20 protein-coding genes and 1 pseudogene are annotated in these 20,750 nt (G+C 75.1%); 3 read left to right on the top strand and 18 right to left on the bottom strand.

The genetic code is table 11. The annotated features are described in order from the left end of the window. Positions 1-9: 9 nt before the first annotated feature. Entirely contained in the window at positions 10-1,221 is a 1,212-nt protein-coding gene (locus QJR14_00810; protein MDI3316167.1) for a DUF444 family protein, read from the top strand. Continuing rightward, a complete protein-coding gene (locus QJR14_00805) occupies positions 1,199-2,587 on the top strand; it encodes a SpoVR family protein (protein MDI3316166.1) in 1,389 nt (462 codons plus the stop codon). Before QJR14_00810 ends, QJR14_00805 begins: the two co-directional genes overlap by 23 nt. Here QJR14_00805 and QJR14_00800 read toward each other — a convergent pair. The 17 genes and pseudogenes from QJR14_00800 to QJR14_00720 form a co-directional block, all read right to left on the bottom strand. After that, positions 2,584-3,471, bottom strand: a complete 888-nt coding sequence (locus tag QJR14_00800) for an alpha/beta fold hydrolase (protein ID MDI3316165.1) — start codon at positions 3,469-3,471, stop codon at positions 2,584-2,586. The genes QJR14_00805 and QJR14_00800 overlap by 4 nt on opposite strands. A 228-nt stretch (positions 3,472-3,699) precedes the next feature. Further along, positions 3,700-4,923, bottom strand: a pseudogene (gene uraA / locus QJR14_00795) (uracil permease). 144 nt (positions 4,924-5,067) lie between these two features. Beyond that, complete coding sequence (gene lipB, locus QJR14_00790) at positions 5,068-5,805, bottom strand: lipoyl(octanoyl) transferase LipB (protein MDI3316164.1); 738 nt, start codon at positions 5,803-5,805, stop codon at positions 5,068-5,070. Continuing rightward, positions 5,802-6,281 carry a hypothetical protein gene (locus QJR14_00785; GenBank protein ID MDI3316163.1) on the bottom strand — a complete coding sequence of 160 codons (480 nt, stop codon included), beginning with the start codon at positions 6,279-6,281 and terminating at the stop codon, positions 5,802-5,804. Before QJR14_00785 ends, lipB begins: the two co-directional genes overlap by 4 nt. 224 nt (positions 6,282-6,505) lie before the next feature. Next, positions 6,506-8,026 carry an imidazole glycerol phosphate synthase subunit HisF gene (gene hisF, locus QJR14_00780; GenBank protein ID MDI3316162.1) on the bottom strand — a complete coding sequence of 507 codons (1,521 nt, stop codon included), beginning with the start codon at positions 8,024-8,026 and terminating at the stop codon, positions 6,506-6,508. Continuing rightward, positions 8,023-8,730 (bottom strand): 1-(5-phosphoribosyl)-5-[(5-phosphoribosylamino)methylideneamino] imidazole-4-carboxamide isomerase, encoded by a 708-nt coding sequence (locus QJR14_00775; GenBank protein ID MDI3316161.1) that lies wholly within the window; start codon positions 8,728-8,730, stop codon positions 8,023-8,025. Before QJR14_00775 ends, hisF begins: the two co-directional genes overlap by 4 nt. Continuing rightward, positions 8,724-9,395: an imidazole glycerol phosphate synthase subunit HisH gene (hisH, locus tag QJR14_00770; GenBank protein MDI3316160.1), complete on the bottom strand. Its 672-nt coding sequence runs from the start codon at positions 9,393-9,395 to the stop codon at positions 8,724-8,726. Before hisH ends, QJR14_00775 begins: the two co-directional genes overlap by 7 nt. A gap of 4 nt (positions 9,396-9,399) precedes the next feature. Next, on the bottom strand, positions 9,400-10,032 hold the full coding sequence (gene hisB, locus QJR14_00765) for an imidazoleglycerol-phosphate dehydratase HisB (GenBank protein MDI3316159.1): 633 nt from the start codon (positions 10,030-10,032) through the stop codon (positions 9,400-9,402). After that, on the bottom strand, positions 10,029-11,135 hold the full coding sequence (locus QJR14_00760; GenBank protein ID MDI3316158.1) for an aminotransferase class I/II-fold pyridoxal phosphate-dependent enzyme: 1,107 nt from the start codon (positions 11,133-11,135) through the stop codon (positions 10,029-10,031). Before QJR14_00760 ends, hisB begins: the two co-directional genes overlap by 4 nt. 45 nt (positions 11,136-11,180) lie before the next feature. Next, a complete protein-coding gene (hisD, locus tag QJR14_00755; GenBank protein ID MDI3316157.1) occupies positions 11,181-12,512 on the bottom strand; it encodes a histidinol dehydrogenase in 1,332 nt (443 codons plus the stop codon). Beyond that, complete coding sequence (gene hisG, locus QJR14_00750; protein ID MDI3316156.1) at positions 12,509-13,225, bottom strand: ATP phosphoribosyltransferase; 717 nt, start codon at positions 13,223-13,225, stop codon at positions 12,509-12,511. Before hisG ends, hisD begins: the two co-directional genes overlap by 4 nt. After that, positions 13,207-14,457: an ATP phosphoribosyltransferase regulatory subunit gene (locus QJR14_00745; protein ID MDI3316155.1), complete on the bottom strand. Its 1,251-nt coding sequence runs from the start codon at positions 14,455-14,457 to the stop codon at positions 13,207-13,209. The genes hisG and QJR14_00745 overlap by 19 nt, the downstream gene beginning before the upstream one ends. Before the next feature lie 114 nt (positions 14,458-14,571). Beyond that, the gene (locus QJR14_00740) at positions 14,572-14,922 is read right to left on the bottom strand and encodes a YerC/YecD family TrpR-related protein (protein MDI3316154.1); all 351 of its coding nucleotides are present in this window, start codon (positions 14,920-14,922) and stop codon (positions 14,572-14,574) included. A gap of 109 nt (positions 14,923-15,031) precedes the next feature. Continuing rightward, positions 15,032-16,141, bottom strand: a complete 1,110-nt coding sequence (locus QJR14_00735) for a BMP family ABC transporter substrate-binding protein (GenBank protein ID MDI3316153.1) — start codon at positions 16,139-16,141, stop codon at positions 15,032-15,034. Positions 16,142-16,192: 51 nt separating this feature from the next. After that, complete coding sequence (locus tag QJR14_00730; GenBank protein MDI3316152.1) at positions 16,193-17,062, bottom strand: hypothetical protein; 870 nt, start codon at positions 17,060-17,062, stop codon at positions 16,193-16,195. A gap of 77 nt (positions 17,063-17,139) precedes the next feature. Continuing rightward, positions 17,140-17,769, bottom strand: a complete 630-nt coding sequence (locus tag QJR14_00725; protein ID MDI3316151.1) for a CAP domain-containing protein — start codon at positions 17,767-17,769, stop codon at positions 17,140-17,142. A 42-nt stretch (positions 17,770-17,811) separates the two neighbouring features. Beyond that, positions 17,812-18,915 carry a hypothetical protein gene (locus QJR14_00720; GenBank protein MDI3316150.1) on the bottom strand — a complete coding sequence of 368 codons (1,104 nt, stop codon included), beginning with the start codon at positions 18,913-18,915 and terminating at the stop codon, positions 17,812-17,814. A 59-nt stretch (positions 18,916-18,974) separates the two neighbouring features. Between QJR14_00720 and QJR14_00715 the strand changes: the two genes are divergently transcribed. Then, positions 18,975-19,640, top strand: a complete 666-nt coding sequence (locus QJR14_00715) for a hypothetical protein (protein ID MDI3316149.1) — start codon at positions 18,975-18,977, stop codon at positions 19,638-19,640. Between the two features lie 75 nt (positions 19,641-19,715). Here the strand turns inward: QJR14_00715 and QJR14_00710 are convergent, their stop codons facing one another. Then, positions 19,716-20,735 carry a hypothetical protein gene (locus tag QJR14_00710; GenBank protein ID MDI3316148.1) on the bottom strand — a complete coding sequence of 340 codons (1,020 nt, stop codon included), beginning with the start codon at positions 20,733-20,735 and terminating at the stop codon, positions 19,716-19,718. Between the last annotated feature and the right edge of the window lie 15 nt (positions 20,736-20,750).

Raw genomic sequence — 20,750 nt, 5'->3', positions numbered from 1 at the left:
GGGTGACGGATGCCTGACGAGCTTCCTTGGGAACTTCGCCGCCGTGGGGTCCGCGACGCGCGGCGCCACGACCAGAGGGTGCGCGAGGCGATCCGGGAGAACCTCCGCCACCTGGTCACCGAAGAGGCGATCATCGGTTCCGATGGCCAGCGCCTGGTGCGGGTGCCGATCCGCTACCTCGACCGCTACCATTTCCGGTACGGTCTCCCCCAGTCGCACCAGGGCGTCGGGCAGGGAAAGGGCGAGCCGGGCGACCGTCTCGTCGAGCCGGCGGCCGGCGGCGGAGCCGGCCAGGCCGGCGACGCGCCGGGCGAGCTGACCTTCGAGACCGACCTGACCGTCCAGGAGCTGGCGCGGATGATGCTGGAGGACCTGGACCTGCCCTGGCTGGAGCCCAAGGGACGGCAGACCCGGGTCCACGAGCTCCGTTTCGACGAGGTGCGCCGGGTGGGCTCGCTGGCCAACGTCGACAAGCGCCGCACGCTCCGCGAGAACCTGAAGAGGAGGGCCGCGCGCGGAGAACCCCGGCCGGGCGAGTTCGTGCAGGACGATCTGCGCTACCGCAGCTGGCGCGAGGAGCCGCGGCCCCGCATGCAGGCGGCCGCCTACCTCCTGCTCGACCGCTCGGCGAGCATGACGCTCGACAAGAAGTACATCGCCAAGGCCTTCTTCTTCTGGATGGTCCAGTTCCTCCGCACCCGCTACGAGAAGGTGGAGATCGTCTTCATCGCCCACGACGCCGAAGCGCGGCTGGTGGACGAGAGGACCTTCTTCGGGATCGGCTCGGCGGGCGGGACCATCTGCTCCAGCGCCTACCGGGCGGCCCTGGACCACATCCGCCGCCACCACCCGGCCGGCCAGTGGAACAACTACGTCTTCCACTTCTCCGACGGCGACAACTTCCCCGAGGACAACGCCGCCGCCGCCCAGGCCGTCCGCGAGCTGCTGGCCGAGAGCCGGATGGTGGGCTACGGCGAGATCGTGGAGGCGGCCGGCGCCTCCTTCTACGGCGGCCTGGAGCGCGACGCCCGCGGCCGGGAGGGCCGCGCGCGAACGCTGGAGCGGCCGAAGAGCCTCTTCGGGCGGGCCCTGGCCAGGGTCGACGATCCGCACTTCGTGGCCGTCGCCATCCACCGTCGGGAGGACGTCTACGCCGCGTTGCGAGCCTTTCTCCTGGCCGACCACGGGGGTGAGGGCGATGCCGCTGGAACCGCTTCCTGAGCGTTTCGAGGAGGTGCTGGAGCAGGCCAGGGTGCTGGGGCTCGACTTCTTCGACCTGCGCTTCGAGGTGGTGCCGGAGGAGATCATGGCCGAGCTGGCCGCCTACGGGCTGCCCACCCGCGCCCAGCACTGGTCGTACGGCCAGGTCTACAACCGCAACCGGATCTTCGGGCAGATGGGCCTCTCGCGCGTTTACGAGATCGTGCTCAACAACGACCCCGCCTACGCCTTCCTGCTGGACACCAACCGGCCGGTGGAGAACCTGCTGGTGGTCGCCCACGTCGCCGCCCACGCCGACTTCTTCAAGAACAACGTCCTTTTTCAAGGAAGCAACCGGCACATGGTGGCGGAGGCGGCCGACCACGCGCAGCGCATCGACCGCTACCGGGAGGAGGTGGGCGACGAGCGGGTGGAGCACGTGATGGACATCGCCATGGCGCTGGAGCAGCACGTCGACTTCCCCCAGGGGCTCCATCGCCGCCGCTATGCGGAGGAGGCGCCCGGCAGGAAGCCGCCCGCCCCGCGTCGCGACCCCGCCGAGGAGCGGTACAACGAGCTCTTCACGGAGGAGGAGCGCCCCGCACCCCGGGAAGAGGTCGCGGCGCTGCCACCGCTCCCTCCCCGCCCCGAGCGGGACCTGCTCTGGTTCCTGGCCAACTACGCGCCGCTGGCGCCGTGGGAGCGGGATATCCTGGAGATCCAGCGCGAGGAGTCCTACTACTTCTATCCGCAGTTCGCCACCAAGATCCTGAACGAAGGCTGGGCCACCTTCTGGCACGCCCGCATCCTGGAGGAGCTCCGCTCGCTGAGCGCGGAGGAGACGCTGGAGTACGCCCGTCTGCACGCGGCGGTGGTCCAGCCCGGAGGGCGCCTCCAGATCAACCCTTACTACCTGGGCTACCGGATCCTGCGCGACATCGAGGAGCGCCTCGGCATGGAGCAGCTCTGGCGGGTCCGGAGCAGCGACGACGACGTCTCGCTCATCCAGAACTTCCTCACGCCCGAGCTGGCCGAGGAGATGGAGCTCTTCACCTACGGGCCGCGGGGCCGGATGGCCTCCGCCGGGCGGGGACCGGATCTGGAGATCAAGAGCCGCGACATCGACCAGGTGCGCGAGTTCCTCTGCCGTCCCCGGTACAACTACGGCGTGCCCCTGGTGGCGGTGACCGAGGTCCGGCACGGCCAGCTCTACCTCGAACAGCTGGACCGGCATATCTCGGGCCTCGACCTGGAGTACGCCAAGAAGACGCTGGAGTACATCGGCGAGCTCTGGCGGGGACCGGTCCGGCTGATCACCACGGACGGCGAGGGGCGCGAGCTGGAACTGGCCTGGGACGGCCACGAGGGCCGGCCCGGCCGGCGCTAGGAGGGCGAGACGCCCCCGGCCGCCCCGGCCGGCGATCCCTCGCGGCCCTGCGCCTCCAGCCAGGCGGTGCTCGAGGCCACCACGGCGACGGGCTCGGGCCCGGTCAGGATGGCGTGCGGGTAACCGGGGTAGAGCCGGATCGTGGCGCCGGGCACGCTCCGGGCCAGCGCCGCCACCCGCTCCTCGTCGACCAGCGGGTCGGCGCCGGGCAGGAGCCAGAGCGAGGGCACGCGCAGCTCCGGGGCACGGGCGGCCAGCGCCTCGCCGGCGCGGACCACCTCCATCCCCCAGCGCACGGTGAACTCCCTCCCCAGCGTCCCCGGGGGCAGGCCGGGCATCTCGCCCCGGCCGAGGAGCGGCGCCGTCAGGCGCGGAACCAGGCGGGAGGCGACGCGCCCCAGGAGACGGACGGGGCGGCTCATCTCCCGGACCAGCAAGAGTGCCGGCGCGCTCAGCACGACCCCCTGCCAGCTGCCGGGCTGCTCCAGCGCCAGCTCCAGCGCCACCAGCCCGCCCATGCTCTCGCCCCAGAGGAAGCGCGGCTCCGCCATCCGTTCGGCCAGCGGAGCCGCATCACGGGCATAGCGTTCGAATCGCTCCACGTCCCCCTTGCGCCCGCCCGAGGCGCCATGCCCCCGAAGGTCTGGGACCCAGACCGACCATCCCCGGGTGGCCAGCTCGGCGGCGAAGGGCTCGTAGAGGCCGCCATGGGCGCCCGCGCCGTGGAAGACCAGGATGTCGCCGTGCCGGGGTCCCCGCGCCTCCCAGCGGCGCAGGACCAGCACCGTACCGTCGTCCGCGCGAAACGTCTCCAGCTGATCCGGCTCGAAGCCCCGCCAGGGCCGAAGCCTGTGGCCGTTCCCGTTGCGCACCACCGTCGCCATCGCCATGCCTCCGTTCGGGCTCGGGCGGCGGGCGCAGGCTCGGGTGGGGGCGCCCCGGCCTCAGCCCCGCGGCGCTCCCGTGGCCAGCGGCAGGTCGCCGGTCGCCTCGGGGGCCCCTTCCGCCGCCGGGAGCGGAGCCGAAGCCGGCTGGCCCCGCCGCGCGGCTTCGCGCGGCTCGCGGGCACCGGCCGCCGCGCCCGCCTCCGCCCGGCCGCCCCACCTCTCCACCGCCAGGAAGGCGAGGTTGAGCAGAATGCCCACCCCGGTCGCCAGGGCCATCCCCTCCAGATGGAAGCGGCCCAAGTCGACCACCGTGCCGCCCAGGCCGACCACCAGGGTGACGGAGGAGAGCATCAGGTTCTTCTGGTTACTATAATCCACCCGGCCATCCACCAGCATGCGCAGGCCCGAGGAGGCGATGGTGCCGAAGAGGAGGACCGAGACGCCCCCCATCACCGGCTGCGGGATGGCGTGGATGGCGGCGCCCAGCTTGGGCACGAAGGCGAGGAGTGCGGCCAGGAGCCCGGCGCCGCCGATCACCGAGACGCTGTAGACGCGGGTGATCGCCATCACGCCCAGGTTCTCGCCGTAGGTGGTGCTGGGCGGGCCTCCCATGAAGGAGGCGACGACGGTGGCGATGCCGTCGCCGAGGAGCGAGCGGTGGAGGCCCGGCTTCCGGAAGAAGTCGCGGCCCACGATGGAGTTGGCCACGAAGAGGTGGCCGATGTGCTCGGTCAGCGTCACCAGCGCCACCGGCGCCACCAGCGCGATGGCGGCCCAGTTGAAGGCAGGCGTGGTGAAGTGGGGCAGCCCGATCCAGGGCGCGCTGCGGACGGCGCTCCAGTCGACCAGTCCCTGGGTGGCGGCGAAGGCGTAACCGACCACCACCCCGGTGAGCACCGGCACGACGGAGAGGAAGCCGCGCCCGAAGACCGCCACGGCCAGCGCGACGCCCAACGTCACCGCCGCCACCAGCACGTGCTGCGGGACCAGAGCGCCGTGGGCGTCCCGCATGGCCATCTGGACGGCGGTCGGCGCCAGCCCCAGGCCGATGACGATGACGATGGCGCCGACGAAGGCGGGCGGCATCAGGGTGTGGATCCAGTCGCTGCCCAGGCGGGAGACCAGGGCGGCGACGACGACGTAGACGAGCCCGGCCGCCACGCCACCGCCCAGGGCGGCCGGAAGGCCGTACGCCTTGGCGGCGGCGATCATGGGCGCGATGAAGGCGAAGCTGGAGCCCAGGTAGGACGGAACCTGGAAGCGGGTGGACAGGATGTAGATCCAGGTGCCCACCCCGCTGGCGAGCAGGGCGATGCTGGGATCGAGGCCCACCAGGTAGGGGACCAGGACGGTCGCCCCGAACATGGCGAACATGTGCTGGAGGCTGAGCGGTAGGGCCTCCGCCACGGGCGGGTGCTCCTCGGGCATCAGGATCCTGCGCGTACTCATCGTTCCCCTCCTCCTCCGGAGGCGATCTCGAGGCGAGAAGGCGACAAAAAGCCCGGACGCTTCCGTCCGGGCCCTCAGCTTCCGCGCATCCGGATCCCCCCATTTCGCCCTCGCAGGAGCGATTTAATGGTCGATCGTTCGCGGTCAGTCTAACACCGCCCGCTCGGCCTGTCCATCGGATCCGCTCCCGGCGCCCAGGAGCGCGGCCAGGTCCGCCTCCTCCAGCGGCCGGAGCCGCCATCCGAAGACCGCGGCGGCCTCCTCCACGAAGACCGGCACCACCTGGTCGAGGGGGATCCGCCGCCCCGCCTCCCGGCTGAGCGAGGTGGCGCCGTGGCCTTCGATGCCGCAGGGGACGATCCAGCCGAACGGCGCCAGATCGTTCTCCACGTTGAGCGCCATGCCATGGAGGCTGACGCCCTCCCGGATGCGCATGCCCACCGCAGCCAGCTTCTCCGGTCCGCACCAGGCGCCCGGGTAGCCGGCCCAACGCCCCGAGCGGACCCCGAAGCGGTCCGCCACGCGGATCGCGACCTCTTCCACCTGGCGGACGAGGCGGGCCACATCACCGTCCACCGTCTCCAGACCCACCAGGAAGTAGGCGACCAGCTGGCCCGGTCCGTGGTAGGTGACGTCCCCGCCGCGGTCGGACTCGACCAGCTCCACCCCCCGCCGCTGGAACTCTTCCTGGGGGAGGAGGAGGTGCTGCTTGCCGCCGGCCCGCCCCAGGGTGACCACCGGCCGGTGCTCGAGCACCAGCAGCACGTCAGGCACCCGGGCCGCCACCCGGGCGGCGTGGATCCGCTTCTGGAGCTCCCACACCGCCCGGTAGGGCCGCGGTTCCCGCAGCCTGACCCACCAGGCCTCCCGCGGGTCGCTCATTCGGAGTCCCCCTGCCCTTCGGGGAGAGGGAACTCCTCGTCCAGCATGCGGAGAATCTCGGCAAAGGTGCTGATCACTTCATGGACGTACGTCTCGTTGATCGAGTCCGGGTCCCGGACCCACTCGGCGACGATCTGCGCCTCCGCCTCCGCGGGGTCGAAGCTTCCCGCGTCGTAGCGCTGGACCAGGCTGAGGTGCGCCCGGTCGGCATGGGCCGCGCTCAGCTCGGCGGAGACGCGGTCCCACATGGAAACCGCGCTGGGGCCCAGCCGCTCCTGCGAGATGGTGATGGTCGTCTCCAGGACCAGGGGCTGCTCTTCCAGCGGTTCTTCCTCGCCCTGCGCCGCCATCTCGTCCAGGACGTTGACCCAGAAGCGGATCTCGCCCGAGAGCGTGTAGTCGTCCTCGGGCTGTCCAGGCAGACGGACGTAGCAGTCGAACTCGCGCTCGTACGTGTCGAGGCCGATCGACTCCATCACGCGACCACTCAGGGTCAGCTGGTCCTCGACCGAGGCCAGGACCCAGTTCTTCAGCTGGTCGTAAAGACTGAGCGCGCTCGCCCTCGTAGCCGATCCCTCCCCCGACGCCGGCCGCGCAGGTGCGACACGATGGCGGCAACCCCGCACGACCGCCGGTCGCGGCTCGGACCCACGATACCGCAGCCGGGGGGACCCGCCAACACCCGCCCGCCTCTCTTCGATCATATCCCGCTCGAGGCGGGGAGACGGCCCGGGCGCTCGCCCGGCTCCGGCGAACCTCCCGGCCGGGTCACCCCCTGTCCCCGCTCGATCGGGCCGGCCGTGCGCAGCGCGTGCCGCTCCCGGAGCTCGGCCAGGAGGTCGCTCCAGCTCGCGCCCTCGCGGCGCAGGAGGAGGAGCAGGTGGAAGAGGAGGTCGGCGCTCTCCTCGATCAGGCGCCGCCGGCCCTGGCCGGCCGCCAGGACCACCTCCACCGCCTCCTCGCCCACTTTCTGGCGGAGCCGCTCGTCGCCGCGCCGGGCGAGCCCGGCCACGTAGGAGCCGGGGGGCATCTGCCGGAGCCGCTCGTCGACCAGCCGCTCCAGCTCGTCGAGGAAGCCCGCGGGCGGGTCCCCCCAGCAGCTGGCCGTGCCCAGGTGGCAGGCCGGCCCCTCGGGCAGGACCCGGTAGAGGAGCGCGTCGCCGTCGCAGTCCAGCGACACCTCCAGGACGCGCTGGCCGTGTCCCGAGCTCTCGCCCTTCCTCCAGAGCCGCTGCCGGGACCGGCTCCAGAACCAGGCGCGGCCCTCGCGGAGCGTCCGCTCCAGCGCCACCCGGTCGGCCCAGGCGAGCATCAGGAGCTGCCCGCTCTCCGCGTTCTGGACCACCACCGGGCAGAGGCCGCGCTCGTCCCAGCGGACCGCCGCCGGGTCGACAGGCCGCGCCCGGCGCGGCGGCATCTGGTCCGGCTTCCGGGAGGCGGGGCGGACGGGTGCCGGACGGACCGGGACGCCCGCCGCCGCCAGCGTCGCCTTCAGCTCACCCAGGCCCATCTCGCCGAAGTGGAACCGGGAGGCGGCCAGCGCCGCCGCGGCGCGCGTTCGGCGGAAGAGCTGGACGAAGTGGTCGGCCTCCCCGGCGCCGCCGGAGGCGATCACCGGCACCTCGACCCGGTCTGCGACGGCCGCGGTCAGCTCCAGGTCGTACCCCTGCCCGGTCCCGTCGCGGGCCACCGAGGTGAGCAGGATCTCGCCGGCGCCCCGGCGGACCGCCTCCTCCGCCCAGGCGACCGCGTCCAGCCCGGTCGCCTGGCGCCCGCCCTCCACCACCACCTCCCAGCGGAAGCCGGCGCCGACGGGTGCCGGGCGGGCGTCGATGGCCACCACCACGCACTGGGAGCCGAAGCGGCGGGCGGCCTCCTCGATCAGCTCGGGGCGGCGGACGGCGGCGGTGTTGACGGAGACCTTGTCCGCACCGGCCCGGAGCAGCGCCTCCACGTCCTCCAGCCGCCGCACCCCGCCGCCGACGGTGAGCGGGACGAAGAGCCGGCGCGCGGTGCGGCGGACGGCGTCCAGCAGGGGGCCGCGCCCCTCCCGGGAGGCGCTGACGTCGAGGAAGACCACCTCGTCGGCACCTTCCTCGCCGTAGCGCGCGGCCAGTTCGGCGGGATCGCCCGCGTCGCGCAGGTTCTCGAAGCGGATCCCCTTCACCACCCGCCCGTCCCTGACGTCGAGGCAGGGAATGATGCGGCGGTACCAGGTCACGTCGGACCACCTCCCAGGCGGATGCGCCCTTCGTAGAGGGCGCGGCCGACGACGAGCCCGCGCAGCCCGCGATCCTCCAGCGTGGCCGCCCGCTCGACGTCCTCCTGGCCGGCGAAGCCTCCTGCCGCCCACCAGGCGAGGCCCCCGGGCAGCACCTCCAGATAGGGCGCCGGGTCGAAGCCGGCCAGCGTCCCGTCGCGGGAGACGTCGCTCAGCAGGACCTCCCGGAGACCCGCCTCCCGCCACCGGGAGAGGAGGGCGCGGGGCTCCAGCGCTTCCTCCCGCAGCCAGGCGGCCGTGGCCGGGCGGCCGGCGCGCAGGTCGAGCTGGGCCGTGACGCGCTCCGCGCCCCAGCGGGCCACCGCCGCCGCCAGCAGCTCGGGATCCCGGACGGCGGCCGTGCCCAGGATGACCCGCGAGACGCCGGCGGCGAAGGCGGCCTCGAGATCCTCCCGGCGCCGCAGGCCGCCGCCCAGCTCCACGGGCACGCCCAGCGCGGCGATCCGCTCCACCAGGGGAAGCTGCGCGGGACGGCCCAGCCGGGCGCCCTCCAGGTCGACCACGTGCAGGCGCGGGGCGCCTTCCGCCTGCCAGCGGCGCGCCGCCTCGAGCGGGTCGAGGGCGAAGAGCGGCCGGTCGAAGTCGCCTTGCCGGAGGCGGACCGCGCGCCCCTCCAGCAGATCGATGGCGGGCACGATCAGCATCCGCACCGCCTCGCGAACCGGCCCAGCAGGGCGAGCCCGGCCGGGCCGCTCTTCTCCGGGTGGAACTGGCTGCCCCAGAGGTTGCCCCCGGCGGCGACCGCCGCCAGGCGGAGGCCGTTGTACTCCGCCCAGGCCCAGCGGAGGTCGCCCGCGGGCGGGCCGGCCGCCTCGACCGCGACCGCGTAGCTGTGGACGAAGTAGAAGGGCTCGCCCCGCCCGGTGCCCTCCAGCGGGGCAGGGGGCTCCCCCTCCCAGTGGACGGGGCTCCAACCCACGTGGGGCACGGGATCGCCGGGAGGAAGCCGACGGACCACGCCGGGGAGGAGGCCGAGCCCGGGAAGGGGGTGGCCGGGGTCGGAAGCTCCTTCCTCCGACCCCTGGAAGAGGAGCTGGAAGCCGAGGCAGATGCCCATCACCGGCATCCCCTCCTCCGCCAGCCGCCGGACGCTCTCCGCCACGCCGCTCCGGCGGAGGCGCTCCATGGCGGGGGCGAAGGCGCCCACGCCGGGGAGGAGGATGCCGTCGGCGGCGGCGAGCCGCTCCCCCGCACCCGCCTCGTCCACGCCGACCAGGCGCCAGGACGCGCCCACCGCGTCCAGCGCGGCGCCCAGGCTGAACAGGTTGCCGACGCCGGCGTCGATCACGGCCAGAGACAGCGCCGCCACCTCCTCAGTGTTCGATCCAGCCCTTGGTGGAAGGGACCCCCCGGCGGCGCGGGTCCGGCTCCACCGCCTGGCGGAGCGCCAGGGCGGCCGCCTTCCAGGTGGCCTCCAGCACGTGGTGGGGCTGCGCGCCGGCCAGCGTCCGCAGGTGGAGCGTCATCCGCCCCTCGGCGGCGAAGGCGCGCCAGAACTCCGCCGCCAGGTCGCTGTGGAAGAGGCCGAAGGCGCGCGGTGCCACCTCCACCCCCCAGTCGAGGAAGGGACGGCCGGAGAGGTCGACGGCCGCCAGCACCAGCGTCTCGTCCATCGGCGGCGCCGCCCAGCCGAAGCGGCGGATGCCGGCGTGGTCGCCCAGCGCCTCCCCCAGTGCCCGGCCCAGACAGAGGCCGACGTCTTCCACCGTATGGTGGGCGTCCACCTCCAGGTCGCCCTCCGCCTCCACCTCCAGGTCGAAGAGACCGTGGCGGGCGAATGCGTCCAGCAGGTGCTCGAAGAAGGGCAGGCCGGTGCGGAGCGAGGCGGAGCCCTCCCCGTCGAGGTCCAGCGCCAGGCGGATGCGCGTCTCCCGGGTCACCCGCTCCACCGTCGCCCTGCGCGGCGCCGCCCCGGCCCCCGGCGCCCCCGGCTCCTCCGGCCTCATCCCGCCACCTCCCGGAGCCCCACCAGCCGGCGGAGCACCTCCAGCGCCCGCTCGTCCTCCTCCGGACGGGCGACGCTCCAGCGGAGCGCCGCGCGCAGCCGCTCCACCTCGCCGCCCAGGTAGCGCAGGAGCACGCCCCGGTCGGCCAGGGCCCGCCAGAGCCGCACCGCCTCCCAGCCGCTCCCCGCCGGGTTCACCTCGACCAGGAGGAAGTTGGTCCGGCTGGGCACCACCGCCAGCCCCGGGATCCGCTCCAGCTCCGCCGCCAGGCGCTCCCTTTCCGCCACCAGGGCGGCAATCCAGCGGCGGACCTGCGCGAGCCGCTCCGGCTCCAGGAGCATGCGCCCCGCCTCGACGGCGACGGTGTTGACGCTGTAGGGCGCCAGCACCGCGCGCAGGCGGTCGACCGCCTCGGGCCTCCCCAGGACGTAGCCCAGGCGGAGGCCCGCCATTCCGAAGGCCTTGGAGAAGGTGCGGGCGACCAGGAGCCGCGGGTGGCGGGCCACCAGGCCCAGGGCGGTCTCCCCCGCGAACTCGAAGTAGGCCTCGTCCACCAGAACCCAGGCGCCGGTCTCCGCCGCCGCCTCCACCTCCTCCAGCGGCCAGAGGTGCCCGGTGGGGTTGTTGGGCCGGCAGAGGATGGCGAGCACCTCCCTGCCCGCCGCCCGCTCCTCTTCCAGGGCGGCCCGGAGGGCGGCGCCGTCCACCTGCCAGCGCGGCCCCAGGGCGACGGGCCGCGGGCGCCGCCCGGTCACCTCGGCCACCCGCGGGTACATGCCGAATCCCGGCTCCAGGTAGACCACGGCCTCTCCGGGCCGGGTGAAGGCGAGGACCGCCGCCTGGAGCGCCTCGTCCGAGCCGTTGGTGGCCACCGCCGCCAGCTCCGCTGCGGGCGCCTCCCCCGCCGGGCCGGCGCCCGCCGACTCGCGGGCGTAGCGGACCAGCTCCGCCTCCAGCGCCCCCCGCCCGCCCGGGTAGCGCGCGGGTCCGCGCCGGGCCAGGCGTCCCGCCAGTTCCTCGATCCACGGCCGGGGCCAGGGGTAGGGGTTCTCGTTCCGGTCCAGCTCCAGCCTCTCCGTCGCCGTCGCTCTCCTTCCCTCCACGCCCGCTTCCCCTTCCCGCCCACCCGCCGCTCCCGGCGGCACCGGCTAGCGGGCCTGCAGGCGGGCCTCCACGCTCCGGGCGTGGTTCTCCAGCCCCTCCGCCCGGGCCAGCCGGGTCGCCGCCCCCGCCCAGGCGGGGAGCCCCTCGCGGCGGCCCACGAACTCCTGCTGCAGCCGCAGGAAGGTGTGCACCCCCACCCCGCTCGCCCAGCGCGCGCTGCCGCCGGTGGGCAGGATGTGGTCGGTGCCCGCGCTGTAGTCGCCCGCCGCCACCGGCGCCCAGGGGCCGACGAAGACGGCGCCGGCGGTCCGGACGCGGTCGGCCCAGTCCCGGGCCTCTTCCTCGTCCAGGAGGAGGACCAGGTGCTCCGGCGCGATCCGGCCCACCGCCTCCAGCGCCGCCTCCCGCCCGGGCAGGGCGGCCACCGGCCAGCCGGAGGCCGCCGGCCGCGGCGGCCCGGGCGGGAGCCCCTCCAGGAGCGAGGGGAGCCGGGCGGCCGACCCGCTCAGCGCGGCCTCCACCACCTCCCGCCGGGCGACCGAAGGCAGGCGCTCCGCCAGCGCCCGGCCGACGGCGGCCGCGGTCCGGCGGGCGCCCGCCCCCACGGCCAAGGCGTAGACCCGGGCGTCGGGATCGTGCTCGGCCTGGGCGATCAGCTCCAGCGCCGCCCATTCCGCCCGCTCGGCGCGGTCCAGCAGGACCAGCACCTCGCTGGGTCCGGCCAGCCCGTCCAGGCCGACCTCGCCGAAGAGCTGCCGCTTCGCCTCGGTCACCCAGGCGTTGCCCGGCCCCACCAGGAGGTCGACCCGGGGGATGCTCTCGGTACCCAGCGCCAGCGCCGCCACCGCCTGCGCCCCGCCCAGTCGGAAGACCCGCCCGACGCCCGCCAGCCGCGCCGCCACCAGCACCAGCGGGTCGGGCAGCCCGCCGCCGCGGACCGGCGTGGTCAGGAAGCAGGCCTCCACCCCCGCCACCCGCGCGGGGATGGCGGCCATCAGCACGCTGGAGGGGTAACGGGCCCGCCCGCCGGGGACGTAGAGGCCGGCGCGCTCCACCGGCACCCAGCGGAAGCGGCAGAGGTTGCCCGCCCCGTCCTCCCAGACGGCGTCGCGGAGCGCCTCGCGCTGGGCCCGGGCTCCCGCCTCGATCCGCTCCGCCGCCCGCTCCAGCGCCGCCACCGCCTCGGGCGGCGCCTCCCGCTCGCCGCGTGCGCGCTCTTCCTCGCTCAGCTCGAAGGGTGCCTGGCCGAGGTCGTCCAGCCGGTCGGCCCAGCGGCGGAGGGCCGCGTCGCCGCCGGCGCGGACCTCCCGGATGATGCGGGCGACCGCCCGGCGGAGCTCCTCCTCCCCCGGCGGCACGGTCACGGTGGCGCTCACCGACGGATCGCCTCCCGCGCGGAGCGGGCCGCCAGCCGCCGCTCCAGCTCGGCCAGGAGCGGTCGCTTCCAGCGGAGGCTGACCGGGTTGACGATCCAGCGGGCGCTGACCGGGAGCACTTCCTCCACCGCGACCAGGCCGTTGGCCCGCAGGGTGGCGCCGGTCTCCACCAGGTCGACGATGGCCGCCGCCATCCCCACCGTGGCCGCCACCTCCACCGAGCCCCGCAGCTCCAGGACGCGCGGCCGGAGGCCGTGGCGCGCCAGGAAGTGGCGGCGCGCCAGCCGCGGGTACTTGGTGGCCACCAGCAGCTGGTCGCCCCGCCGGGCCAGGAGCTCCGGCCAGCGTCCCGCCTCCTCGCCCCGGACGGCCACCACCATGCGGCAGCGCCCGAAGCCCAGATCGAGCCGTTCCAGCACGCCCTGCGGCTCCTCCGCCAGGGCGTCCTTGCCCGTGATCCCGGCGTCGGCCGCCCCCTCCCGCACGTAGGCGGGGGCGTCGGCGGGACGCACCCAGAGGAGGCGGAGGCGGCCGCCGAGGGCCGGCCACGGCAGCAGCTGGACCAGCTCCTTCTCGCCCGCCTCCTCCGGGAGCTCGAGGCCGGCGGCCTGGAGCGCCCCGGTCGCCTCCCGCGCCAGGCGCCCCTTGGGAAGGGCGAGGGTGAGGGCGAAGGGGCCGGGCCTGCCGCCCGCCGTCAGTGCCGCGGCGACCATGCGCCCGCCCCTTCCTCCGTCGCGTCCGCCGGCGCCGGCGTGGGCGTGGAGGCGGAAGGCCGACCCAGCCAGCGCTCGCCCCCCGCCTCCAGGCGCAGGAGGCGAGGCCCGCCGCCGGCCTCCACCGCCTCCCGGGCCCAGCGGTAGGCGGTCACCTCGTCGGGCGCCAGCGCGACCCGGTAGCCGGCGCGCCGGAGCGCCGCCAGGCGGCCCCAGAGGCGCCCGGGCGGCGTCGCCGCGGGAAAGGCGACGACGTCGGGGAGGGCCTCCGCGGCCCGGGAGCGGGCCTCGGCGAGGAGGGCGAGCAGGCGGTCGACGTCCAGCGCGAAGCCGGCTCCCTCCAGCGGGGCGAGGTCGAGGCGGTAGCGCCCCCCGTAGCCGAGCGGCCGGCCCTGTCCCGGGGCGCTCAGCTCGAAGACCGGCCCGGAGTAATACGGCCAGCGCCCCACCAGCTGCGGGTCCACTTCCAGCTGCTCGTCCAGACCCATGCCCGCCAGGTGCTCCAGCAGCGCCAGGAAGCGTGCCTCCTCCTCGCCCCCCGCGCTCCTCGCCCGGAGGCGCCGGGCCACCTCCGCCAGCCCGCCCCCCAAGGCCCCCAGGCCGGCCCGGTCCAGGCGGGCGGCCCCGACCTGGTCACCCCCGCGGAGCGCGGCCAGGAGCGCCGCGACGCTCTCCCCCCCTGTCTCCGGGAGTCCTGCGGCCCGCTCCAGCTCCGCCACCCAGGCCGGGTCGCCCAGCGCCACCCGGACCGGGCCCACCCCCAGCTCGCGCAGCACCTCCACCGCCGCCCCGATCACCTCCGCCTCCCCCAGCGGGCTCGGCGCCGCCAGGTACTCGGCTCCCGCCTGGCCGAGCGCCACCGGCTCGCCCTCCTCGTCCCGCCGGACGACGGTGGTGGCGTAGGCGAGACGGAGACCGGCGCCGGTGGACGAGAGCTCGGTCGACCGCCGCAGGAGCGCGACGGTCGCGTCGTAGCGGAGGCGCCACGGGCGCCCCCCTCCGTCCATCAGGCGGACGGCGCCGAACCAGCTCTCCTCCTCCCCCAGGTGGCCGGCCTCGGCCGTCGCCCCTCCCGCCCCCGTGGCCGCCAGGGGCCCGTCCACCGGCTCCAGCAGCGGCGTCTCCACCTCGCGGTAACCCCAGCGGGCCAGGACCTCCAGGACCACCCGCTCGACATGGTGTCGGAGGAGGCCGGAGGCGGCGCCTCCATCCACCCCGTTCGGATCGCTCATCCCAGCGCCCCTTGCTTCATTACTTTATCATGCTAAAGTAGCCAACCTGAGCTGAACTTTACCGCCGCACGGTCTCCCTGTCAACCGTGCTGCGGCCCCGCCTCCTGCCGCCTCCTACCCTTCGCCCCGGTCGTCGCGCGGCCCGTCGTCCGCGTCCCCGTCGCGCACCCGGCCCGCCCGCAGCCGCGCGATCACCCGCCGGTAGCCGTCGTTCCCGTACTGCAGGAAGCGGTTGACACGGGCGATGGTGGCCGGGCTCATGCCGGTCCGCCGCTCGATCTCCTCGTAGGTGAGGCCGTCGGCGAGGAGCTCCGCCACCCGGAGGCGCTGTCCCATGGCGCGCAGCTCCCCCACCGTGCAGAGGTCGGCGAAGAACCGGTAGCACTCTTCCTGGTCGCGCAGGCTGAGGACCGCCTCGAAGAGACGGTCCAGCTCCGGGCTCCGGAGCGGGCTCTGGTAGGCCACGCCCTCACCTCCCCAAGCGGGCGGGCGGCGGGCGACCGTCCGGCCGCCCGCCGCCTCCTCCCCCGGCCCGGGGGAGTCGCCCGCCCTCCGCCTCCCCCTGCCCGGCTGCCTACTTGGGCAGGCGGTCGGGCGGGACGATCTTGCCGTCGACGATCTGCTGGCGGAGCTCGTCCACGCGCTGGACGATGCCGGCGGGCACCCCCTGGATCGGCCGGGTGACGCCGACGCCGCCCGACTTCAGGTCGAAGACGTTGATCCCGCCCTGCAGGCGGCCTTCCTTGGCGGCCTTGATCAGGTCGAAGGTGACGTTGTCCACCCTCTTCAGAGCGCTGAAGATGACCGTCCGGGGGGCCAGGTAGTTCTGGTCCATGTCGACGCCGATGGCGTAGACACCCGCCTGCTTCGCCCCCTCGATGACGCCGGTGCCGGTGTTGCCGGCCGCCTGCTGGATGATCTCGGCCCCCTGCGCCGCCTCGGCCAGCGCCAGCTCGCGGCCGGCGGCCGGATCGTCGAAGGCGTTGGCGTAACGGAGGATCACCTGCACCTCCGGCGCCACCTTCCGGACGCCGGCCTCGAAGCCGGCGATGTAGGCGTTGACCGGCGGGATGCTCATGCCGCCCACGACACCGATCTTGTTCGTCCCCTTGATGCCCGGGAGCGCGCGCTCCTTCTCGATCAGGCCGGCCATGGCGCCGGCCAGGTAGCCCGCCTCCTGGTACTTGAAGACCGCGGAGGCCAGGTTCGGGATCCCCTCGATGCCCACGTCGATGATGGCGAAGTGGGTGTTGGGGTACTCTTTGGCCACCTGCTGGACCTGGTCCTGCATCAGGAAGCCGACCGCGATCACCAGGTTGTAGCCCTGCTGCGCCAGACCCGAGAGGTTGGGGATGTAGTCGGTCTGCTGCTTGGACTGGATCACCCGCCCCTGGACGCCCAGCTCCCGCTGCGCGCGCTGGAGCCCCTCGTAGGCCAGCTGGTTGAAGCCCCGGTCGTTGATGCCGCCCACGTCGGTGACCAGGCCCACCTTGAAGGGCTTCGCGCCGGGAGCGCCGCCGCTGGCGCCGCCCGCCGGCGCCTGGGACGTCCCCGCGCCCGAGGAGGCTCCCCCGCACCCGGCCAGTCCCACGGACAGGGCCAGCGCCAGCGCGACCGCCCCCGCGCGCCACCTCCTGGAGCGCGGGAGACCGCCGCTACGAGGCTCGTCCTTCCTGCTCTCCACCCGCTTCTCCCCTCCGTCGCCGGACCGGTCACGCCGGCCACCGGCTCACCCTCAGCCGCCGGGCCGGCGGTAGCGGACGACCGTGAGCTCGCGACCCGCTTCCTCCGGAGGCCGGTCGCCCCGCGGCACCCCGACCGTCACCCGCGCCCGGCGAGCGCCTGGAGGGTTCTCCTTGTCCGGAACGTTCTCCTCCGCTTCGACAGCAACGTTCGTGTAGAGAGCCTGCGAAAGGTCGGGCCGGGGTCCCGCCGGCAGGGGTTCCGGCGCCTCCGCCCCCGGGGTGCCCGGCTCCAGCGGCGGGGCCGCCGGCTCGGCTGCCGGCCAGGCGCCGGCCAGGCGCGCCAGCCCCTCCCGGAGCCGCGGCCAGTCGAAACGCGGCCGCGACGTCTCGTCCGCCAGCGCGCGAAGCAGGGCGCGGACCAGATCGAGGCCGCGCGACTCCGCCACCGTGCCGGCCACGCGGAAGGCGACCTTGGCGCCTCCGCTCCGGGGCCGCCATCGCCGCCGTGCCGTGAGGCCGGCCGCCCGGAGGTGGACCACCATGCGCGAGGCGACCCGCCGCGCCCAACCCAGAGGAAGCGGACCGTAGACCACCTCCACCACCCCTGCCTCCCGGGTCCGGGCGACGTCCAGGGCCAGGAGCAGGTCGCGCTGCAGCGGCGGCTCGCCCACCGTGCAGGCGGCACCCAGCGAGCCGAGCCGCTGGCCGAGCTCGGCGGCCAGGAGCGCCGACCAGTCGCCTTCCGCCTCGAGCGCGACGGCCAGGCCGGCCAGCGACCGCTCCAGGCGCGTCGCCGCCGGGCCGACCGTCTCCAGGGCCAGGCCGCAGCCCTCCAGGAGGGGGACCACGGCCTCCACCAGCTCCGGCGGCAGCGCGAGCCGCTCGCCGTCGGGCAGAATCAGTTCCCGAAGCGCGGGCATTCGCCCACCCCGGCGCCCAGCCTATGCGGGAGCGAGGCGACTTGGCTCGCCTCGCTCCCGCTCCGGCCCCGCGGAGGTCAGTGCCCCAGGAAGAGGACCGAGACCGCCACCCCGCGCGCCGTCGGGGCGACGCCCACACCCGCGGTGTCGAAGCGCGGGTCGAGCAGGTTGGCCCGGTGGGGCGCGCTGCCCATGAACATGGCCATGGCAAACTCCACGTCCCGGGCACGGGCGATGTTCTCCGCGCCCATCCAGGCGGCGCGGATCCCGGCCGCCCGCTCCATCTCCAGAGGCGTGCCGCGGGTGGGGGAGCGGTGGTCGAAGTAGCCGAGCGCCGCCATCTCGTCGGCCTTCTGCTCCGCCAGCCTCTCCAGCGCAGCGTCGACCGCCAGCGGCCGGACCCCCGCCTGCACCCGCGCCTGGTTGATCAGCTCCAGGAGCCGCGCCTCGTCCGTCCTCAACGCGCCGCTGGCCGGCCTGGCCGGCTGGGGTGCCGCGCGACCGGGGGCGGCCGGCCCCGCAGGATGCCAGGTCGTGGTCAGTGGAAGTCGTGCCGGGAGTCGCCCCTGGGCGTCCAGGTACCACGAGGCCTGGGCCGTGGGCGAGAACCCGAGTCCGAGCAGAAGGAGGGCGGAGAGCGCCCCCATCCAGGTTGCGAGCCGCCGCCGGCCGCGCCCCGCCCGCCTCCTTCTCGCCTTCTCCTTCATGGCATCACCTCCCAGGAAAAGAGTGGGGCCCTCGAGAGCAGCCTAATCCCTCCCTGACGGCGCCACCAGCGGCAACTCCTGGATGGGGTCGACCAGCTGCGCCGGCAGCCACCCGCCCTCCCAGCCGGCGTGCCCCGACAGCGGCGGGGCCACCGGGCACCAGCGCCCGGCCAGGAGTCCGTCCACGGGTCGGAGCTCCCATCCGCCCGCGCCCGGGTCGAACCGCCAGGCCACGACCCCCGCGCCGGTCCGCCAGACGGCCAGCAGCTCCTCGCGCCCGCCCGGCGAACGCCCGCGGACCACATGCAGGCGGCCTGCCGGGAGCCGCGCCGAGCCGGGGAGGGCCGCCCCCTCCCCCCAGGCCGCGCGAGGCCAGGCCCCGGCGGTCCGGGAGCGGAGCGTGATCGGCTCGCCCGGCCGGCCCAGGGCCAGATAGGCGCGCTCCCCGCAGGCGGCCAGGCTCGTCCGCGCCGCCTCGCAGCCCTCGAGCCGGCGCACGGGCAGGCGCAGGCGCCCGTCTGCCGCCAGCGCGCCCAGCAGCGGGGGGCCTGCTGCGGCGGCGGGGCTTCCCACCGCGGCGGGGGAGAGGGGCCGGAGGAGGAAGAGCACCTCGTCGCCCAGCGCAGCGGCCTCCAGGCGGAGCGTCCCGCCTGCGGCCCCGATCCCCGTGAGCTGGAAGGCGGCGACCTCCTGCCAGGCGGGCGGGCGGAGGAGTTCCAGGCGCCCGCCCGCGCGGAGGAGGAGGAAGGCGCCTTCCCGCCGGGTACCCGTGCGGAGCGCCACCGGGACGGCTTCGGCGACCGCTCCGCCCTCCCCGGACCCGGGGCCCCCCGCCTGCCCAGGCTCGGCCGGGAAGGCCCGCCAGGGACCCTCCGGCCGGCGGGCGGCCCACCAGCCCGGCTGCCCGGCACCCGCCGGGCGGATGCGAAGGAGCAAGAGGGGCGCCTCCCCCCCGACCACCCGCAGGCGATCCGCACCCGCGGGCGGCGAGAGCCGGCGGAGGCCCTCCGCCGACGGGTAGAGCACCTCTTCGCGGCCCTCCGGTTCCGGCCCCGTCCCGGTGCGGGCGCCGGCCCCCGCGCTCCCCGCCCCGCCGGGCGCCCGCGGAGGCGAGCCGGGCGAAGCGCTCCGTCGATCCCGGATCACCCGTTGTCCACCCGCTTCATAGGTTGAGATCGAGAAAACCCGAAGGAGGTCTATGCCCCATGGCGGACCGGCAACCGCTGGAAGCGCAGCAAGTGACGCCCGGCCCCTATCCCGGCGGCGTGCCCACGCCGACGGAAGTGGACTGCATCCTGGTGGACAAGGTCTACGACTTCTGCTCCGAGACCGACAGCCGCGACGCCACCTTCACCATCCCGGTGACGTGCCTGCCCCCCGTGCCCGCGGGGACCACGGTCACGTGCGCGGCGGGCACACCCACCTGTACGCTGGGCACACCCGCGCCGATCCCCACCCGCCCCGGCTTCGTCAACGTCTCCGTGGTCGTGACGGTCCCGCTCACCTTCACCCTCGTCAACCCGGACGGCACCACGCGCTGCACCTTCAGCGACAGCTTCACCGCCGCCAAGACGGTGACGCTCTACGCCCCCACCGGCACCACCATCGACTGCGAGGTGACCTCGGCGGGCTGCGGCCCCTGCACCGCCACGGCCACGCAGATCTTCTGCAGCGTCAGCTACTGCCTGCTGATCGAGTCGACCGCGCGGGTCAAGCTGCTCGTGCCGACCTACGGCTTCTGCATGCCCGCCGAGTGCGTGGTCTCGCCCACCCCGCCGGTGCCCTGCCCGCCGCCCTACCCGCCCCAGCTGCCGCCGACCACCGCTGCCGCGCCCGCCGTCCCGCCCGCCGCAGGGAGCCCGACGCCTTGAGCCGCGGCCGCCGCAAAGAAGGGGCGGGCGCCTGCCGGCGCCCACCCCTTCCGTACCCGTCTTCTGCCGCTCCGGTCAGGCGGCCCTCTGGAGGCGGACCGCGAAGGGCCGCGGTTCCGCCTTGATCCCGGACCCCAGCCGCTGGCCCATCTCGCTCAGGAGCCGGTGCGCATCCTCGTCTCCGACCACCAGCTCCGCGCCCCGGGGCGACTCGTCGGCCACGCCCCAGGCCAGGCAGAAGGCCAGCAGGTGATGAAAGGCCAGGCGCGGCGCCCCGGGTCCCGCCTTCGCCTCCGCGACCCGGTCGGCCAGCGGCGTCAGAAGCGGCGTCAGGAACTCGAAGCGGTCGTCGGTCACCAGCCGCCTCCGCCACCCCGCCCGCTCCCCCCGGCCCTGTCGCTCCGCCTCCGCCAGGAAGCGGCTGAGGCTGGAGGAGTCGACCAAGCCGAGCGTCTCCTCGGCCGCATCGTCCGGCAGGGCGAGGAGCGCCTCGGCGGTCCAGACGCGGACCGGCTGCGGCTCCTCCCTCCTCCCCGCCCCCGCGGGTCTCTCGCCGCCGTTCCCGCGCGCCGCGATCGAGCCGTTCTCGCCGCGGCTCCGGCGCCGGACACGCTGCCGGTTGTTCCGGGTCAGCCTGCCCTGGTCGAGGAGGGCGATCCAGTTCTGCAGCATCTGGAGCCGGTTCCGGTCGATCCCCTCGGCGGAGAGATCCAGGCGGAGAGAGGGGCGGATGTCGCTCCACCTCCAGCGGCCGGGAGGGAGCTCCCAGCCCGTCAGCCCGCCGGGTGCCACCGTCAGCATCAGCTGGACCGAACCGAGAGCCCGGACGTAGCGCTCATAGAGCGGGGGCGGCGGTTCCAGGCGGCCTTCCTCGCCGATGGCGACCATGGCCACCGGGACCCCGTCCCGGTCGAAGAGGGTCAGGTCGGGGAGCTCGTCGCCGACCAGGTTGCCGGCCAGGACGTCCGCCGGATCGTAACCCAGCGGCGCCAGCAGCATCTCCTGGACCAGGCCCAGTATCTGGACGAAGTCCCGGGCGCCCGCCAGCGCCGTCACGAAGTCGCCCAGCTCCGACGTTCGCGCGGTGCGGGACATGCTCTCGGGGAAACG

This window comes from Bacillota bacterium, assembly GCA_029961055.1.
In the GTDB taxonomy this organism is placed as follows: Bacteria; Bacillota; Sulfobacillia; order JAIMAT01; family JAIMAT01; genus JAIMAT01.
The sequence above is the reverse complement of the archived record's forward strand: the minus strand, read 5'-3'. Positions and strand labels throughout refer to the sequence as shown.